The organism is Thalassiella azotivora (assembly GCF_054781695.1).
Genome location: NZ_BAAGTX010000005.1, coordinates 13,141 through 30,345, shown reverse-complemented (window position 1 = coordinate 30,345; position 17,205 = coordinate 13,141). Strand labels below are relative to the sequence as shown.

General features: G+C 73.9%; 15 protein-coding genes. 12 read left to right on the top strand and 3 right to left on the bottom strand.

What is annotated here, in order from left to right; genetic code table 11:
* Positions 1–21 precede the first annotated feature (21 nt).
* From pdxT to ACYVQV_RS04665, 10 genes are all read left to right on the top strand, one after another.
* Positions 22–627 carry a pyridoxal 5'-phosphate synthase glutaminase subunit PdxT gene (pdxT, locus tag ACYVQV_RS04710; RefSeq protein ID WP_461022110.1) on the top strand — a complete coding sequence of 202 codons (606 nt, stop codon included), beginning with the start codon at positions 22–24 and terminating at the stop codon, positions 625–627.
* Between the two features lie 93 nt (positions 628–720).
* A complete protein-coding gene (locus ACYVQV_RS04705) occupies positions 721–1,470 on the top strand; it encodes a YebC/PmpR family DNA-binding transcriptional regulator (protein WP_461022109.1) in 750 nt (249 codons plus the stop codon).
* A 103-nt stretch (positions 1,471–1,573) separates the two neighbouring features.
* A complete protein-coding gene (ruvC, locus tag ACYVQV_RS04700) occupies positions 1,574–2,263 on the top strand; it encodes a crossover junction endodeoxyribonuclease RuvC (RefSeq protein WP_461022108.1) in 690 nt (229 codons plus the stop codon).
* Positions 2,264–2,374: 111 nt separating this feature from the next.
* Positions 2,375–2,986, top strand: a complete 612-nt coding sequence (gene ruvA / locus ACYVQV_RS04695; RefSeq protein WP_461022107.1) for a Holliday junction branch migration protein RuvA — start codon at positions 2,375–2,377, stop codon at positions 2,984–2,986.
* A 166-nt stretch (positions 2,987–3,152) separates the two neighbouring features.
* Complete coding sequence (gene ruvB, locus ACYVQV_RS04690; protein ID WP_461022230.1) at positions 3,153–4,202, top strand: Holliday junction branch migration DNA helicase RuvB; 1,050 nt, start codon at positions 3,153–3,155, stop codon at positions 4,200–4,202.
* Between the two features lie 202 nt (positions 4,203–4,404).
* Positions 4,405–4,797 carry a preprotein translocase subunit YajC gene (yajC, locus tag ACYVQV_RS04685; protein ID WP_461022106.1) on the top strand — a complete coding sequence of 131 codons (393 nt, stop codon included), beginning with the start codon at positions 4,405–4,407 and terminating at the stop codon, positions 4,795–4,797.
* Between the two features lie 63 nt (positions 4,798–4,860).
* Positions 4,861–6,891 carry a protein translocase subunit SecD gene (gene secD, locus ACYVQV_RS04680; RefSeq protein ID WP_461022105.1) on the top strand — a complete coding sequence of 677 codons (2,031 nt, stop codon included), beginning with the start codon at positions 4,861–4,863 and terminating at the stop codon, positions 6,889–6,891.
* A gap of 3 nt (positions 6,892–6,894) precedes the next feature.
* On the top strand, positions 6,895–8,064 hold the full coding sequence (gene secF, locus ACYVQV_RS04675; protein WP_461022104.1) for a protein translocase subunit SecF: 1,170 nt from the start codon (positions 6,895–6,897) through the stop codon (positions 8,062–8,064).
* Positions 8,061–8,612: an adenine phosphoribosyltransferase gene (locus ACYVQV_RS04670; protein ID WP_461022103.1), complete on the top strand. Its 552-nt coding sequence runs from the start codon at positions 8,061–8,063 to the stop codon at positions 8,610–8,612. The genes secF and ACYVQV_RS04670 overlap by 4 nt, the downstream gene beginning before the upstream one ends.
* A gap of 989 nt (positions 8,613–9,601) precedes the next feature.
* On the top strand, positions 9,602–11,860 hold the full coding sequence (locus tag ACYVQV_RS04665) for a RelA/SpoT family protein (protein ID WP_461022229.1): 2,259 nt from the start codon (positions 9,602–9,604) through the stop codon (positions 11,858–11,860).
* On the opposite strand, the gene ACYVQV_RS04660 is transcribed toward ACYVQV_RS04665, so the two are convergent.
* The 3 genes from ACYVQV_RS04660 to ACYVQV_RS04650 all read right to left on the bottom strand — a co-directional run bounded on the left by ACYVQV_RS04660 (position 11,812) and on the right by ACYVQV_RS04650 (position 14,976).
* The gene (locus tag ACYVQV_RS04660; protein ID WP_461022102.1) at positions 11,812–12,549 is read right to left on the bottom strand and encodes a hypothetical protein; all 738 of its coding nucleotides are present in this window, start codon (positions 12,547–12,549) and stop codon (positions 11,812–11,814) included. The two genes, ACYVQV_RS04665 and ACYVQV_RS04660, sit on opposite strands and share 49 nt — an antisense overlap.
* Before the next feature lie 82 nt (positions 12,550–12,631).
* On the bottom strand, positions 12,632–14,191 hold the full coding sequence (locus ACYVQV_RS04655; protein WP_461022101.1) for a DUF349 domain-containing protein: 1,560 nt from the start codon (positions 14,189–14,191) through the stop codon (positions 12,632–12,634).
* Positions 14,188–14,976 (bottom strand): peptidylprolyl isomerase, encoded by a 789-nt coding sequence (locus ACYVQV_RS04650; protein WP_461022100.1) that lies wholly within the window; start codon positions 14,974–14,976, stop codon positions 14,188–14,190. The genes ACYVQV_RS04655 and ACYVQV_RS04650 overlap by 4 nt, the downstream gene beginning before the upstream one ends.
* Positions 14,977–15,139: 163 nt before the next feature.
* Here ACYVQV_RS04650 and ACYVQV_RS04645 point away from each other — a divergent pair, with 163 nt between their 5' ends.
* Positions 15,140–15,850: an MBL fold metallo-hydrolase gene (locus ACYVQV_RS04645; RefSeq protein WP_461022099.1), complete on the top strand. Its 711-nt coding sequence runs from the start codon at positions 15,140–15,142 to the stop codon at positions 15,848–15,850.
* Positions 15,850–17,199, top strand: a complete 1,350-nt coding sequence (gene hisS / locus ACYVQV_RS04640; protein ID WP_461022098.1) for a histidine--tRNA ligase — start codon at positions 15,850–15,852, stop codon at positions 17,197–17,199. The genes ACYVQV_RS04645 and hisS overlap by 1 nt, the downstream gene beginning before the upstream one ends.
* Positions 17,200–17,205: the final 6 nt, after the last annotated feature.

Genomic DNA, 17,205 nt, shown 5'->3' with positions numbered 1-17,205 from the left:
CCGCTGCCTAGAGTGGGCCGGGTGAGTCGTCCCACCATCGGAGTGCTGGCGCTGCAGGGGGACGTGCGCGAGCACGTCGCGGCCATCGAGGGCCTGGGGGCGCGGGCGCTGCCCGTGCGCCGTCCCGAGGAGGTCGAGCGGATCGACGCGATCGTGCTGCCCGGCGGGGAGTCCACCACCATCGACAAGCTGCTGCGGATCTTCGAGGTGCGCGACCCGCTGCGGGAGCGCATCGACGCCGGGATGCCCGCGTACGGGTCGTGCGCGGGCATGATCCTGCTCGCCGAGCGCGTCCTGGACGGCCGGGCGGACCAGCAGACCCTCGGCGGGATCGACGTGACCGTGCGCCGCAACGCCTTCGGCCGCCAGGTCGACTCCTTCGAGGAGGACGTCGACTTCGCCGGCCTGGACGACGCCCCGGTGCGCGCGGTGTACATCCGCGCGCCCTGGGTGGAGGAGCACGCGGACGGCGTGGAGGTGCTCGCGCGCGTCGGCCACGGCCCGGCGACCGGTCGGGTCGTGGCCGTCCGCCAGGGCAACGCGATGGCGACGTCCTTCCACCCGGAGATCACCGGGGACCACCGGGTGCACCGGCTGTTCGTCGATCTCGTCCGGTCGGTCGGCTGACCCGGCCGGTCCGACGGCCCGTGCGTGGGCGGCGGTTGACGCGGCGTTAGGATCGGCAGCCGTCCGCCGTCGACGCAGCGCCGAGGAGCCCCCATGTCCGGCCACTCCAAGTGGGCCACCACGAAGCACAAGAAGGCCGCGATCGACGCCAAGCGCGGCAAGATGTTCGCCAAGCTGATCAAGAACATCGAGGTGGCGGCGCGCACGGGCGGCGGCGACCCGGCGGGCAACCCGACGCTCTACGACGCCATCCAGAAGGCCAAGAAGTCCTCCGTCCCCAACGACAACATCGACCGCGCGGTCAAGCGCGGGGCGGGGCTGGAGACGGGCGGTGCCGACTACCAGACGATCATGTACGAGGGGTACGGCCCGAACGGTGTCGCCGTCCTGGTGGAGTGCCTCACCGACAACCGCAACCGCGCCGCGTCCGACGTGCGCGTCGCCTTCACCCGCAACGGCGGCAGCCTCGCCGACCCGGGCAGCGTCGCGTACCTGTTCAACCGCAAGGGCGTCGTCATCGTGCCGTCCGCCGGCCTGACGGAGGACGACGTCCTCGCGGCCGTGCTGGACGCCGGAGCCGAGGAGGTCAACGACCTCGGCGAGGCGTTCGAGGTGGTCAGCGAGGCGACCGACCTGGTCGCCGTCCGGACCGCCCTGCAGGACGCGGGGATCGACTACGACTCCGCCGACGTGCAGTTCATCCCGAGCACCCAGGTCGAGCTCGACGCCGACGGGGCCACGAGGATCTTCAAGCTCGTCGACGCGCTGGAGGACAGCGACGACGTGCAGAACGTCTACGCCAACTTCGACGTGTCCGACGAGGTGATGGCGCAGGTCGGCTGACCACCCGACCCCGACCGGCCCGCCCCGACCGTCCCACCCCGACCGGCCGTCCCCGACGGCGCGCCGCGGGGGAGCCGGGGCCGACGGCTGGCACGCTGGTCCGGTGCGCGTGCTCGGAGTGGACCCCGGCCTGACCCGCTGCGGTCTCGGCGTGGTCGACGGCCGCCCCGGCCGGACGGCGGCGATGGTCGCGGTCGGCGTCGCCCGCAGCCCCGCCGGGCAGGAGCTGGGCCAGCGCCTGCTCGCGATCGCCACGGCGCTCGACGCCTGGCTCGACGAGCACCGCCCCGACGTGGTCGCGGTCGAGAGGGTCTTCAGCCAGAGCAACGTCAGCACGGTCATGGGCACCGCGCAGGTCTCCGGCGTCGCCGTCCTCGCGGCGGCGCGTCGAGGGCTGCCCGTGGCCCTGCACACCCCCAGCGAGGTGAAGGCGGCGGTGACCGGCGACGGACGCGCCGGCAAGGAGCAGGTGGCGACGATGGTCACCCGGATCCTGCGGCTGCCGCAGGCGCCCACGCCCGCCGACGCCTCCGACGCGCTCGCGCTCGCGGTCTGCCACCTGTGGCGCGGCCACGGTCTGCAGACGGCGGGGGCCGGCCGCGACGCACGGGGTGCGGCGGCGGCCGGGACGGCGCCCACCGCGGCCCAGCGCGCGTGGGCTCAGGCGGCGCGCGAGGCCAGGACGAGGAGCGCGCGAGGGTTCGCCGTCCCCGACGGTGCCGTCGCCCAGCCGGGGGCCGCCCGCGGGCCGGGGGCGGCGCGTCGTCCCGGCTCCGTCCGACCTCCAGGGTAACCTCCGCGTCGAACACGTGTTCGTCGCCGGGTGCGCTGTGCGGGGACGAGGCAGGGCTGCCGGATGTGCTGCCGGACGTGTTGCTGGACGGGCTGCTGGAAGGGGAAGTCGTTGATCGCGTCGCTGCGCGGGCGGGTGCTGTCCGTCCGCCTGGACTCCGTCGTCGTCGAGGTCGGCGGGGTCGGGCTGCTGGTGCAGGCCACGCCGGGCACGCTCGCCGCCCTGAGGGTGGGTGCCGAGGCCGAGCTGTCGACCAGCCTGGTGGTCCGGGAGGACTCCCTGACGCTCTTCGGCTTCGCCGACGCCGACGAGCGCGACGTCTTCGAGACGCTGCAGACCGTCAGCGGCGTCGGACCCCGGCTGGCCCTGGCGATGCTCGCGGTGCACAGCCCCGAGGGCCTGCGGCGCGCGGTGGCGACCGAGGACCTGGCCGCGCTGACCACGGTGCCCGGCATCGGGCGCAAGGGCGCGCAGCGCATCGTCCTGGAGCTCACGGACCGCCTGGGTGCCCCCGTCGGCGAGGTCGTCGCCGCGGGGCCGGCGGGAGCCGCCGGGGTCACCGCCGACCCGCGGCTGGACGAGGTCGTCCAGGCCCTCGTCGGTCTCGGCTGGAACGCCAAGCAGGCCCAGCAGGCGGTCGACGCGGTGACGGCCGGGTCCGCCGAGCCCGTCGACGTCGCCTCCACCCTGCGCCAGGCGCTGCGTCACCTCGGGAGGGCCTGAGGTGGACGAGGCCACCCGCTCCCAGCGCTACGCCGACGGGTCGGCCGAGCTCGAGGTGCCCGGCACCGAGCCGGACGCCGGGCTCGGCGCACCGGGAGACGAGGACCTCGGCACCCGGGTCGTCGGCACCGGCGCGGACGACGTCGAACGGGCCGCCGAGTCGGCTCTGCGACCGCGCAGGCTCGACGAGTTCGTCGGCCAGAAGGTCGTGCGCGAGCAGCTGTCGCTGGTGCTCGAGGCCGCCCGGGGTCGGGGGAAGGCCCCCGACCACGTGCTGCTGTCCGGCCCACCGGGGTTGGGCAAGACGACCCTGTCGATGATCATCGCCGCCGAGCTGGGGTCGTCGCTGCGGGTGACCAGCGGGCCGGCGATCCAGCACGCCGGCGACCTGGCCGCGGTGCTCTCCTCCCTGGAGGAGGGCGAGGTCCTCTTCCTGGACGAGATCCACCGGATGGCACGCCCCGCCGAGGAGATGCTGTACGTCGCGATGGAGGACTTCCGGGTCGACGTCATCGTCGGCAAGGGCGCCGGCGCGACCGCCATCCCCCTGGACCTGCCCGCCTTCACCCTCGTCGGTGCCACCACCCGCGCCGGGCTGCTCCCGGCCCCGCTGCGGGACCGGTTCGGCTTCACCGGGCACCTCGACTTCTACGCGGTCGACGAGCTGGAGCGCGTCCTGCACCGCTCGGCGCTGCTGCTCGGGGTCGAGCTCACCGGCGACGGGGCCGCGGAGATCGCCTCCCGGTCGCGCGGGACCCCCCGGGTGGCCAACCGCCTGCTGCGGCGCGTGCGCGACTGGTCGCAGGTGCGCGGGGACGGGCGGGTCGACCTCGCGGCGGCGCGGGCGGCGCTCGCCGTGTACGAGGTGGACGCGCTGGGCCTCGACCGCCTGGACCGGTCCGTGCTGGAGGCGCTGTGCCGCCGGTTCGGGGGCGGACCCGTGGGGCTGTCCACCCTGGCGGTCACCGTGGGTGAGGAGCCGGAGACGGTGGAGACGGTCGCGGAGCCGTTCCTCGTCCGGGAGGGACTCATCGGACGCACCCCGCGCGGGCGCATCGCGACCGCGGCGGGCTGGCGCCACGTCGGGCTGCAGCCGCCGCGGGGCAGCGCAGCCGCGCAGCTCGGGCTCGACCTGGGGCTGGAGACGGGTCCAGGTGCCGCCGGGGGAGCGGCGGACCACGACGCGGACCACGACGCGGACGACGACACCGAGTGACCGGTCGCCCACGACCGGCCGCCGTGACGGGGCGTCATTGTCCCGCGCAAGGTGCTCGCCTACACTCCGCGGGGGCCGTGGAACCCCGGGCCGGGACCGGCCGTTCACCCTGGGCCGACCAGCGACGACCGGGTGACCACGCACACGCAGGACGACCGAGGTGCCTTCGCGGGTGCCCGCGAAGGGACGTGACGAGGTACCGATGGAGCTGCTCTTCCCGCTCATCCTGCTGATCCCGCTGCTCCTCATCACGTTCCGGGCCCGCAAGCAGCAACGCGCCTTCTCCGAGCTCCAGGCCTCCCTCCAGCCCGGTCAGACGGTGATGACCACCGCGGGCCTGCACGGCCGGGTCGTCGCTCTCGAGGACGACGTGGCGGTGCTCGAGGTCGCCGACGGCGTGCGACTGCGCTGGGCGCGGGCCGCGATCGGTCAGGTCACCTCGCCGCAACCGGCCGACGCCGGTTCCGAGCCGTCAGGGCCGACCGGGCCGACCGGGCCGACAGGGCCGACAGGGCCGACCACCGCGGCCGGAGAGCCGGGAGCGGCCGGCGGCCCCGCACCCCGCGACGAGGGCGAGCCGCCCCGCACCGTCTGACCGTCCGCCAGACCACCGCGCCCGCCGCCAGCGTCGGGCGCACCAGCACGAGATGAGAACCCCGTGGCACGTACCCCCGGCTCCCGCCCGGTCCGCACCCTCGTGTGGCTGGCCGTCGCCGTCTCGATCATCTTCGGCACCGTCGCCGCCGGCGCGCAGTGGTCCACCGCCTCCTGGACGCCGAAGCTGGCGCTCGACCTCGCCGGAGGGACCCAGATCGTCCTGACGCCGAACGTCGCGCCCGGCGAGGGCGAGATCACCGACGAGGCGATCAACGAGGCCATCGCGATCATGCGCCAGCGCGTCGACGCCAGCGGCGTCTCGGAGGCGACGGTCAGCAGCCAGGGCGGCCGCAACATCGTCATCGAGCTGCCCGGCGACCCCGAGGAGCAGCGCGAGACCGCCGAGCTCGTCCGTCGCTCGGCGCAGATGGTGTTCCGGCCCGTCCTCGCCGTCTCCGCGGGGGCGCCGCTGCCCGCGGAGGGGGTCTCTCCCACCGAGGGCGCGCCGACCGGCGAGCCGACGGACGGGGCGACCGACGGGGCGACCGGCGGGGCGACCGAGGCTCCCGCCGGTGAGGAGACCGCCGTCCCGGCGCCGACCGCGACGACCGACGGGCGCGCCGTCCCCCGGGTCCAGGCCCTGACGGCAGGCAGCACGCCGGCGGCGACCACGCCGGCCCCCGAGGCCACCGCACCCGAGGGTGCGCCGGCACCGACGCCGGCACCGACGCCGACGAGCGCCAGCGACCTGGCCTGGATCACCGAGGACGTCGCCCAGCGGTTCGCCGAGCTCGACTGCACCGACCCCGCCAACCTCACCGGCGGCGTCGAGGGCACCGACCCCGACGCCCCGCTCGTCACCTGCAGCCAGGACGGCGCCGTCAAGTACGTGCTCGGTCCGGTCGAGGTCGACGGCAGCGACCTGGAAACCGCGAGCTCAGGGCTTGGCACTAACTCGCAGGGCTTCTCCACCGGTGAGTGGACGGTGAACCTCGAGTTCGACGGCGAGGGCACGCGCAAGTTCCGCGAGGTCACCGAGCGGATCACCGGTGCCCAGCCGCCCACGAACCAGTTCGCGATCGTCCTGGACGGCCTCGTCATCTCTGCACCGCAGAGCCTGAGTCCGATCTCGGATGGGCGCGCGCAGATCACCGGCAGCTTCACCCAGGACAGCGCGGCCGAGCTCGCCAACCAGCTGAAGTTCGGTGCGCTGCCGATCTCGTTCGAGGTCCAGACGGAGGACCAGATCTCCGCGGTCCTCGGTGAGGAGCAGCTGCGCAACGGCCTGCTCGCCGGTCTCATCGGCCTCGGGTTGATCGTCGTCTACGCGCTCATCCAGTACCGCCTGCTCGGGCTGCTGATCACGGGGTCCCTGCTGGTGGCCGGAGTGATCGTCTACGGGCTGATCCTGCTGATGGGCTGGTACCAGGGCTACCGGCTGAGCCTGCCCGGCGTCACCGGCCTGATCATCGCCATCGGCATCACCGCCGACTCGTTCATCGTGTACTTCGAGCGGATCAAGGACGAGCTGCGCGAGGGCCGGTCGCTCACGGCCGCCGTCGAGACCGGCTGGAAGCGCGCCAAGCGGACGATCGTCATCTCCGACGTCATCAGCCTGCTGGCCGCGGTGGTGCTCTACACCCTCGCCGTCGGCGGGGTGCGGGGCTTCGCGTTCACCCTCGGCCTGACGACGCTGGTCGACCTCGCGCTGGTGTTCCTGTTCACGCACCCGGTGATGGTGCTGCTGTCCCGCACGCGGTTCTTCGCCTCCGGTCACCCGTCGACGGGGATGTCCGCCAAGGCGTACGGCCGGGAGTCGTTCTACGCCGGCCGCGGCCGGGTGCGCACCGCGCCGCCCGCGGCCAAGCGCACCCGCTCGGCGTCCCGCGACGACGCCGAGGGCGTCGAGGAGGGCCTGCTGGTCGGTGCCGGGCCGGCGCGCGACCGCTCGGGCCGGATGACGATCGCCGAGCGCAAGGCCGCATCGCGGCGCGCCGGTGAGGCGCCGGACGACGACGGACCGGACCGGCCAGGTGGCGGACCCGCCGACGCGGGCACCGACAGCGCCGACCCGACGACCAAGGAGGACTGAGCGGTGTTCAGCTTCGCGCAGTTCGGCAACGACCTCTACACGGGCCGCCGGTCGTTCGACTTCGTCCGCCGGTGGAAGGTGTACACCGGGATCGGGGCCGCCCTGATCGCCGTCTCCATCGGCCTCATCCTCACCCTCGGCCTCAACCCCGGGATCGAGTTCCGCGGCGGGTCGGAGTTCCGGGTCACCGACACCGAGAACCCGGACGTCGGCCTCGGCGAGGAGGTCGTGCGCTCCGCCTACCCGGACGCCGAGCCGCCCCGCGCGTCGGTGATCGGCGGTTCCAGCGTCCGGATCCAGACCGAGCGGCTCGACGACGAGCAGACCGACGAGCTGCGGTCGCAGCTGGCCGAGGCGTACGACGTGCCCGAGTCGTCGGTGACGTCCTCGTTCGTCGGCCCGAGCTGGGGGCAGGACGTCACCCGCCAGGCCGTCACCGGGCTGGTGATCTTCCTCGCGCTGGTCGCCGCCGTGATCACCCTGTACTTCCGGACGTGGGCGATGGCCGTCGCGGCGCTGTACGCGCTGGCGCACGACCTGGTCATCAGCGCAGGCATCTACGCCCTCACCGGGTTCGAGGTGACACCGGGCACGGTCATCGGGTTCCTGACGATCCTCGGGTACTCGCTGTACGACACCGTCGTCGTGTTCGACAAGGTGCGCGAGAACACCGAGCACGTGATGGCGTCGACGAAGCGGACCTTCGCCGAGGCCGTGAACCTGGCCGTGAACCAGACCCTGGTGCGGTCGATCAACACCTCCGTGGTGGCCGTGCTGCCGGTGGCGTCCGTCCTGTTCATCGGGGCCTTCCTGCTCGGCGCGGGCACGCTGCGCGACATCTCGCTGTCGCTCTTCGTCGGCACCCTCGTCGGGACGCTGTCGTCGATCTTCATCGCCCCGGCGGTGTACGTGCTGCTGCGCGGCCGCCAGCCGGAGGTGCGGCAGCAGGCCGAGCGCGTCGAGCAGGCACGGCGCAAGAGCCCGGTACCGGCCGGCGCCGTCGGCGCCTCCGGCCCGGTCGGATCGGTCCTCACGGCCGAGCGCGACGAGGACGTCGCCGAGGACGACACCGAGGACGGTGAGGCGGCGCGCGTGGGGTCCCGGCGACCAGTGTCCGGCGGGGCCCGCGGTCAGCGCCAGCAGCCGCGTCGGAACCGGTCTCGGCGCCGGTGAGCGCCACGTCGCCCGCGGCCGGCGCCCGCAGCGTCGAGCAGGTGCTGCTCAGCCACCTGCGGGACGTCCCCGACCACCCCTCGCCCGGTGTGGTCTTCAAGGACATCACCCCGCTGCTCGCCGACGGTCCGGCCCTCGCGTCGGCGGTCGAGGCGCTCAGCGGACTGGTCCCCGACGACACCGAGCTCGTCGCCGGGGTCGAGGCCCGTGGCTTCATCCTCGGGACGCCGGTGGCGCTCGCGCACGGCACGGGCTTCGTGCCGGTCCGCAAGGTGGGCAAGCTCCCCGGGCAGACCATCCGCGGCGCCTACGACCTGGAGTACGGGTCGGCGGAGATCGAGGTGCACGCCGACGCCTTCGTCGCGGGGCAGCGGGTCGTCGTGGTCGATGACGTGCTCGCGACCGGTGGCACGGCCGCGGCGGCGTGCGAGCTCGTCGAACGGGCCGGTGGCGAGGTCGTCGCCGTGGTCTTCCTGCTTGAGCTCGTTTCGCTCGAAGGGCGCAAGCGCCTACACGGGCGCCGAGTCGATGCAGTGATTTCCGTTTAAAGGATCATTGACTCGCGCCATTACCTCTGTCAATTTGGCCCTACGGTCACTACACGGAGGTGCTCATGCGTAGGTTGCGACTGGTCGGTGGCGGAGTGGGTTTGGCGCTTGTGATGGCGATGACCTCACTCTCGCCGGCAGCCTCAGATGCGGTAGGACCCGAGTCGGGTCCGCAGACAGCCGTCGAAACCTGGTCCTCCGAAGTCACGGATCCCATTGCGGCGGGTGCCGGCCAAGTGGAGATTCTGGGTGGCGTCGGAACGGCATATGCTCCGCCCGGAAACTCGTGGGGGCGTGCGAGTCAGGCTGACAGGGCCTTGATCGCCGGACCAGGTGGCAGCGTCGCGTACAGGTGGTCTGTGCAACCGGGATCCATGACGCGCGTATGTGTCGAGGTGCTCGGCTATGTGAGTGGTCAGCCCGGTCGTTGGTATCGAGCGAGTTGCGGTCGCTCGGGTGGCGGCGTCGCTCCGTGGGACAACGCCTCGGGGTACCCCAAGTTGCGAGCCCGCTCGATAACGGGGACAGGCGGCTTCGTGGGGTGGAGCTTTAACTAGCCGTGTATTGATAGGGGCCGGCGCCAGGGGCGGCTCCTATCAATACCCCGACTTGGCGGCGAGCGGGAGATCGCGGCACCGTAGACTCCAGATGACGGGGCCCCCCGTCATCTGGGGAGGTGACCAGTGGCCGACGAGGTGATCACGCCGACGTCCGCAGCGGCCTCCGCGCGCCCCAAGCCGGGTGGTGCCGCCCGTGCGGCCGTGCCCTCCGCGCCGGCCGACGCGCCGCCGACCACGGGGGCCGCGCCCCCAGGCCCCGGTCAGCCGGGTCAGCCGGCCGGCGGCTCCGCCACGACCACCTCCGCGACGACGAGCAAGGCCCCGAACTCCTCCGCTTCGACCACGACGGCCGGCGCTCGCACCGCCCCGAGCGGGCAGGTCCCGGGCGCACCGGCTCGGCCGGTGCGCAGCGACGCGCCGGGCTCGGGTCTGCGCCGCCGCCTCTCCCGCCTCGGTCAGCGGTCCACGCCGAGCTCGCCGGTGCTCGAGCCGTTGCTGCGCAGCGTCCGCGCCAACCACCCCAAGTCCGACCTGACGGTCCTCGAGCGCGCCTACGCGGTCGCGGAGGAGGCGCACCGGGGTCAGCGCCGCAAGAGCGGTGACGCGTACATCACGCACCCGGTGGCCGTCGCGACGATCCTCGCCGAGCTGGGCATGACGACGCCGACCCTCGCGGCCGCGCTGCTGCACGACACGGTCGAGGACACCCCGTACACGCTGGAGCGCCTGCGCAAGGACTTCGGTGACGAGATCGCGATGCTCGTCGACGGCGTCACCAAGCTCGACAAGGTCACCTACGGCGACGCGGCGCAGGCCGAGACCGTCCGCAAGATGGTCGTCGCGATGGCCCGCGACATCCGCGTGCTCGTCATCAAGCTCGCCGACCGGCTGCACAACGCCCGGACCTGGCGGTACGTCTCGGCCCAGTCCGCCCAGCGCAAGGCCCGCGAGACCCTCGAGATCTACGCCCCGCTGGCCCACCGGCTCGGCATGAACACGATCAAGTGGGAGCTGGAGGACCTGTCGTTCGCCGTCCTCTACCCCGGTGTCTACGACGAGATCGTCCGGCTGGTCGCGGACCGCGCGCCCGCCCGCGAGGAGTACCTCGCCCAGGTCCGCGAGACGGTGTCGGCGGACCTGAGGTCGGCGAAGATCAAGGCCGTCGTCACGGGCCGGCCGAAGCACTACTACTCCGTCTACCAGAAGATGATCGTGCGTGGCCGCGACTTCGCGGACATCTACGACCTGGTGGGCGTGCGGGTGCTCGTCGACACGGTCCGCGACTGCTACGCCGTCCTGGGTGCGCTGCACGCGCGCTGGAACCCGGTGCCCGGCCGGTTCAAGGACTACATCGCGATGCCCAAGTTCAACATGTACCAGTCGCTGCACACGACGGTCATCGGGCCCGAGGGCAAGCCGGTCGAGATCCAGATCCGCACCCACCTGATGCACCGCCGCGCCGAGCTCGGTGTCGCCGCGCACTGGAAGTACAAGGACGTCGCCAACGGCCGCGGCGAGTCGGCGGGCGAGACCGGCTCGGTCAACGACATGGCCTGGCTGCGCCAGCTCCTGGACTGGCAGCGCGAGACGTCCGACCCGGGCGAGTTCCTCGACTCCCTGCGGTTCGAGATCAACGCCCGCGAGGTGTACGTCTTCACCCCGAAGGGGGACGTCGTCGCCCTGCCGGCCGGGTCCACGCCCGTGGACTTCGCGTACGCCGTCCACACCGAGGTCGGCCACCGCACGATGGGCGCCCGGGTGAACGGACGGCTCGTCCCGCTGGAGTCCCAGCTCGACAACGGCGACGTCGTCGAGGTCTTCACCTCCAAGGTCGAGGGCGCCGGCCCGAGCCGTGACTGGCTGACGTTCGTCAAGAGCCCCCGAGCCCGCAACAAGATCCGCCAGTGGTTCTCCAAGGAGCGCCGCGAGGAGGCGATCGAGCAGGGCAAGGACGCGCTCGCGAAGGCGATGCGCAAGCAGGGTCTGCCGATCCAGCGGCTGATGTCGCACGAGTCGCTCGTGGCGCTCGCCTCCGAGCTGCGGCACCCGGACGTGTCCTCGTTGTACGCGGCGATCGGTGAGGGGCACGTCTCAGCCGCCTCGGTCGTCAGCAAGCTCGTCGCCGCGCTCGGCGGTGCCGACGGGGCCGAGGAGGACCTCGCCGAGGCCACCATCCCCTCGCAGGCGCCGACCCGCCGCCCCCGCTCCGGTGACCCGGGCGTCGTCGTCAAGGACGTCGACGACGTCTGGGTCAAGCTCGCACGCTGCTGCACGCCCGTCCCCGGCGACCCGATCCTCGGGTTCGTCACCCGCGGCCACGGCGTCTCGGTGCACCGGCGCGACTGCGGCAACGCGTCCGGGCTCCTCAGCCAGCCCGACCGGATCGTCGACGTCGAGTGGTCCGTGGGGTCCGGGAGCGTCTTCCTCGTCCAGATCCAGGTCGAGGCGCTGGACCGGTCCCGGCTCCTGGCGGACGTCACGAAGGTGCTGTCCGACCACCACGTGAACATCCTCTCCGCGTCCGTGTCGACGAGCCGGGACAGGGTCGCCATCTCGAAGTTCGCGTTCGAGATGGGCGACCCCACCCACCTCGGGCACGTGCTGGCGGCGGTGCGTCGGATCGACGGCGTCTTCGACGTCTACCGGCTGACGGGCAAGCGGACGGAGCCGGCGGCGACCTCCGGCTGACCCCCGTCCGGGCCGGGGCGACCCCTTCCGGCCTCGTCGGGCGTCGCTGCCTCGTCGGACGGCGCTGCCTCGTCGGACGGTCGGCTGGTGAGACGGTCCCCTCGCAGCGCACGCAGCCGACGCAGCGCCTCGCGCCGGTGCCGTGTGCCGTCGCGTCCGGCCAGCACCCGGTGGGCGCCCCGTGCGGTGGTGGGGCACGCCAGCAGCCAGCGCAACGCCGCCAGGTCCGCCGCGCCGAGCGCCCCGCGCGCCAGGTCCGCGGCCGTGCGGGCCCTCGTCGTCAGCGGGACCCCGTGCACGACGGTGACGTCATCCGCGCGGGGCACGGACTCGACCACCCGCAGGTCCCGGCCGGGACGTCGCGCGCGGGTGGGCCGGGCCGTGAGCAGCAGGAACGGCGGCTCGGGGCGGGGGCCGCCGTGCAGCCACGCCGCCGCCCCGCCGGCGAGGACCGCCCACGTCGGGAGCAGCGGTCGCAGCACGTGCGCTCGGTCCCGTGTGCTCAGCTCGCAGTCGGCGGGCAGGTACACGTCCTCGCACAGGCGGTGCAGGTGACCCGCCCGGGCCATCAGGTGCAGGACGGGGCCGGGAAGGCCGGGGCCGGGTCGCAGCGCGACCTCCGCCACCGGCCTCGGTGCGAGCAGCCAGCGGACGTCGGAGCCGACGGACGCGGTCGGGTTCGGGTGCACGCGCACAGCCAAGCAGGAGCGCGCTGCCCGCCGGGGCCGGCCGGCGGGCGCTGTGGACGGCCGCCGCCCGGCTGCCGCAGGGTCAGCCGGAGAAGTCGTCCGCCGCGCGACGCACCTGCTCCAACCAGGCGCGTCGCGCTGCCAGCGCCTCCTCGGCCTCCCTGACCCGCCGCTGGTCGCCTGCCTGCTGGGCTGCCGCCAGGTCGGCCTCCAGGCCGGCGATCGCGTCCTCGAGCTGGCCCAGCGCGCCCTCGGCGCGGGCACGCGCCTCGGGGTTGGTGCGGCGCCACTGGTCCTCCTCGGCGTCCCGGACGGCCTGCTCGACGGCCCGGAGCCTGCGCTCCACGCGCCCGAGGTCGGCGCGCGGCACCTTGCCGGCCGCCTCCCAGCGCTCCTGGAGGTCCCGCAGCGCGCGCTTGGCCGCGTCGAGGTCGGTGACCGGGAGCAGCGCCTCGGCCTCGGTGAGCAGCTTCTCCTTGACCTCGAGGTTCCCGCGGAACTCGTCGTCCTGACGGGACTGCTCGGCGTTGCGGGCACCGAAGAAGCGGTCCTGCGCCGCGCGGAAGCGCGCCCACAGCGCGTCGTCGTCCTTGCGGGCGGCGCGACCCGCGGCCTTCCAGCGGTCCATCAGCGTCCGGTAGGCGGCGCTGGTGGGCCCCCAGTCCGTGGAGTCGGCGAGCGACTCCGCCTCGACGACGATCCGCTCCTTGACCGCCTTGGCCTCGGAGTGCCGCTTCTCCAGGTCGGCGAAGTGGTGCCGCCGAGCGCGGTCGAACGCGGTGCGCGCGTGGCTGAACCGCCGCCACAGCTCCTCCTCGACGGGCTTGTCGAGGCGCTGACCGGTGCGCTGCGCGGACTTCCACTCGTCGAAGAGGACCCGCAGCCGGTCCCCGGACGGCTTCCACTGCATACGCGCCGGGTCGGTGCCGGCGATCCGCTCGGCCTCCTCGACCAGCGCGAGCCGCGCGACGCGCGCCTGCTCCTTGGCCTCGGCACGGCGCGCCTCGGCCTCCCTGCGCCGCAGGGCGACCAGCTCGTCGAGGGCGGCCAGCCGCTGCACGAGGGCGTCGACGTCGCCCACCGCGTGCGCCTCCTCCACCGCCGGCCGCAGGTTCTCCACGGCGCGGGCGACGTCCTTGACCGGTGCGTCCGGCACGGACAGGCGCTGCTCGGCCAGGGCGACCTGGGCCTCGAGGTCGGCGTACTTGCGGGCGAAGTAGACGAGGGCCTCGTCGTCCGAGGCACCCGGGTAGGAGCCGACCGGGTGCTCGCCGTCGGCGCGGCGGACGTACACCGTGCCCTCGGCGTCGACCCGCCCCCACCGGCGGGCGCGCTCGAGCAGGTCGGCGTCGCTCAGCGCGGGTGCCGTCGGCACCGCCGGTGCGGTCCGTGCCGGCCTGGGACCCTTGCTGCCCGGACGAGGCCTGGCGGCCCGGGCAACGGCTGCCGGTGAGGCGGGACGGGGGGCGGGCCGCGGCGTCGTCCGGTCCGTCGCCTCGGGGTCGGTGGGCTGCTCGGGGTCGGTGGGCTGCTCGGGGTCGGTGGGCTGCTCGGGGTCGGTGGGCTGCTCGGGCTCGGTCGGCGCCGCGGTGGCGGCCTGCTCGTCGGTGGAGTCCTGCTCCGCGTTCGGCTGGTCGGTCACTGCACCGTCACCCCTTCGATGCTGATGGGCAGCCGCGGGGCCACCCCGTCGTCGGCCAGACCGCCCGCGGCGATCCGCTGCACGATGTCCAGACCCCCGGTCACCCGTCCGAAGACGGAGTACCCGCCGGCGCTGTCGGAGGGGATGGTGGAGTCCTCGTACACGATGAAGAACTGGCTGCCCTGGCTGTCGGCGCGGTTGCCCTGACGAGCCATCGCCAGGGTCCCGGCCGGGTACAGGTCGTCCGCCGGGGCGTTCTCGACCGGGCCCCACTCGTAGCCGGGGCCGCCGGTGCCCGTGCCCGTCGGGTCGCCGCACTGGAGCACGAAGATGCCCTCGGTGGTCAGTCGGTGGCAGCTCGTCCCGGCGAAGAAGTCCTCCCGGGCCAGGTGGACGAACGAGGCCACCGACTGCGGTGCCAGGTCGCCGAACAGCTCGAGCGTGATGTCGCCCTCGCTGGTGGACAGGGTCGACGTCCAGGTGCGGTCCTCGGCCAGCGCGGGGTCGGGGACGGGCTCGGAGCCCGGTGTCGCGCCGTCCGTCGCCTCCGCGCCGTCCGAACCGTCCTGGACGTCGCCCGCGGTCGTCGCGCCGTCGTCGCCACCGTCGTCGTCGCGCACCACCCAGAAGACGGCGGCCACGAGGGCGACCACCGCGGCGGCGGCACCGACGGCCATCGCCGTCTGCTGGCGCCGGCGTCGCCGCTCGGCCTTGGTCTCCCGGCGCTGCTGCCACTTGGCGTAGCGCTGGCGGGCGTACTCACGCTCCCGCTTGCTCGGTGACACCGACGCTCCCGTCCACCAGGGTCCGACGGGCGACCCTCGCCCGTCCGCTGTGCTCGACCGCGGTGTCGCGACACCGCGGGGGCCGGCGGGGACCGGCCGGGTCGCAGTCTAAGCAGCGGGACGACCTCGGAGGGGGACGACGCCCCGCGGGTAGGCTCGGCCGGTGATCGTCACCGGCTTCCCCGCGCAGGCCTTCGGCACCAACTGCTACGTGCTCGCACCCGCCGACGGCGAGGAGTGCGTCGTCGTCGACCCGGGCATCGGGGTGCTCGACCAGCTGTCGGAGGTGCTCCGTGAGCGACGGCTGCGACCGGCCGCGGTGCTGCTCACCCACGGCCACGTGGACCACGTCTACTCGGTGACGCCCGTGTGCGGCGGCGCCGGCGTCCCGGCGCTGGTGCACGGCGACGACGCCTACCGGCTGGAGGACCCCCTGGCGTCGCTGGCCCCGGACCTGCTCGCGATGTTCGCGGCGCAGTTCGGCCAGCCGGCGAGCTGGAAGGCGCCGGACGACGTCCGCACCGTCACCGACGGCGAGCGGCTCGACGTGGCCGGGCTGGGGCTGACGGTGCGGCACGCACCGGGCCACACCGAGGGCTCGGTGCTGTTCGCCCTCGACGACGTCCCCGACGGTCTGCGCGTCGGCGAGGGCCCCTCGCCCACCTCCACGGTGCTGTCGGGGGACGTGCTGTTCGCGGGCAGCATCGGCCGCACCGACCTGCCCGGCGGGTCACCGGAGGCGATGACCCGCTCGCTGCGCGACGTCGTCCTGCCGCTGCCGGACGACGCCCTGGTGCTGCCGGGGCACGGTCCGGCCACCACGATGGCGCGGGAGAAGGCGACGAACCCCTTCCTGCTGGAGGTGGTGGGCTGATGGCGCGACCCGCGTCGATCTCGGGCTTCCCGGAGTGGACGCCGGCGCAGCGCATCGTGGAGCAGCAGGTGCTGGACGTCGTCCGGCGCGTGTTCGAGCTGCACGGGTTCGGCTCGCTGGAGACGCGGGCCGTCGAGACCGTCGAGCAGCTGCTGCGCAAGGGCGAGATCGACAAGGAGGTCTACGGCGTGCGCCGGCTCGCGGCGCCGGACGAGGACGACGCGGCGCGCGAGAGCGACCTGGCGCTGCACTTCGACCTGACGGTGCCGTTCGCGCGGTACGTCCTGGAGAACGCCGGCCACCTGACCTTCCCGTTCCGCCGCTACCAGGTGCAGAAGGTCTGGCGCGGTGAGCGCCCGCAGGAGGGCCGGTACCGCGAGTTCACCCAGGCCGACATCGACGTGGTGGACCGCGACGAGCTGCCGTTCCACTACGAGGTGGAGCTGCCGCTGGTCATGGCGGAGGTGTTCCGGCGGCTGCGCGAGCTCGGGCTGCCGCCGGTGACCATCCAGGTCAGCAACCGCAAGCTGGCCGAGGGCTTCTACCGCGGGCTGGGCCTGGCCGACCCGGCCGCCGTCCTGCGGTGCGTGGACAAGCTCGACAAGGTCGGTCCGGACGGCGTCGCCGCGGCGCTGGCTGCCGAGGCGGGGGCGGACGAGGCGCAGGCGCGGGCGTGCCTGGGGCTGGCCGGGATCCGCACCGCCGACACCTCCTTCGTCGACCGCGTGCGCGCGCTCGGGGTGGAGCACCCCCTGCTGGCCGAGGGGTTGGACGAGCTCGGGCAGGTCGTGGAGGTCGCCGCCACCCGTGCGCCGGGGGCGATGGTCGCCGACCTGCGGATCGCGCGGGGGCTCGACTACTACACCGGCACCGTCTACGAGACCCAGATGGAGGGTTTCGAGCGGTACGGGTCGGTGGCCTCCGGCGGCCGCTACGACGCGCTGGCCTCCGACGGCCGGACGACGTACCCCGGAGTGGGCATCTCGTTCGGGGTCACCCGGGCCCTGGGCCTGCTCTTCGCCCGTGGGCTGACGGCGTCGCGCTCGGTGCCGACGTGCGTCCTCGTGGCCCTGATGGCGGAGGAGGACCGCGTGGCGGCCGAGCAGGTCGCCGACCGGCTGCGGGCGCGGGGGATCGCCACCCAGGTGTCACCGACGGCCGCCAAGCTCGGCAAGCAGATCCGCTTCGCCGACCGCCGGGGCGTCCCGTTCGTGTGGTTCCCCGGGCAGGACGGCGGTCCCGACCAGGTCAAGGACATCCGGTCCGGTGACCAGGTCGACGCGGACCCCGGCACCTGGGAGCCGCCCGCGGAGGACCTGCACCCCCGGGTGGTGCTGCCCTCCTCCTGACGCGGC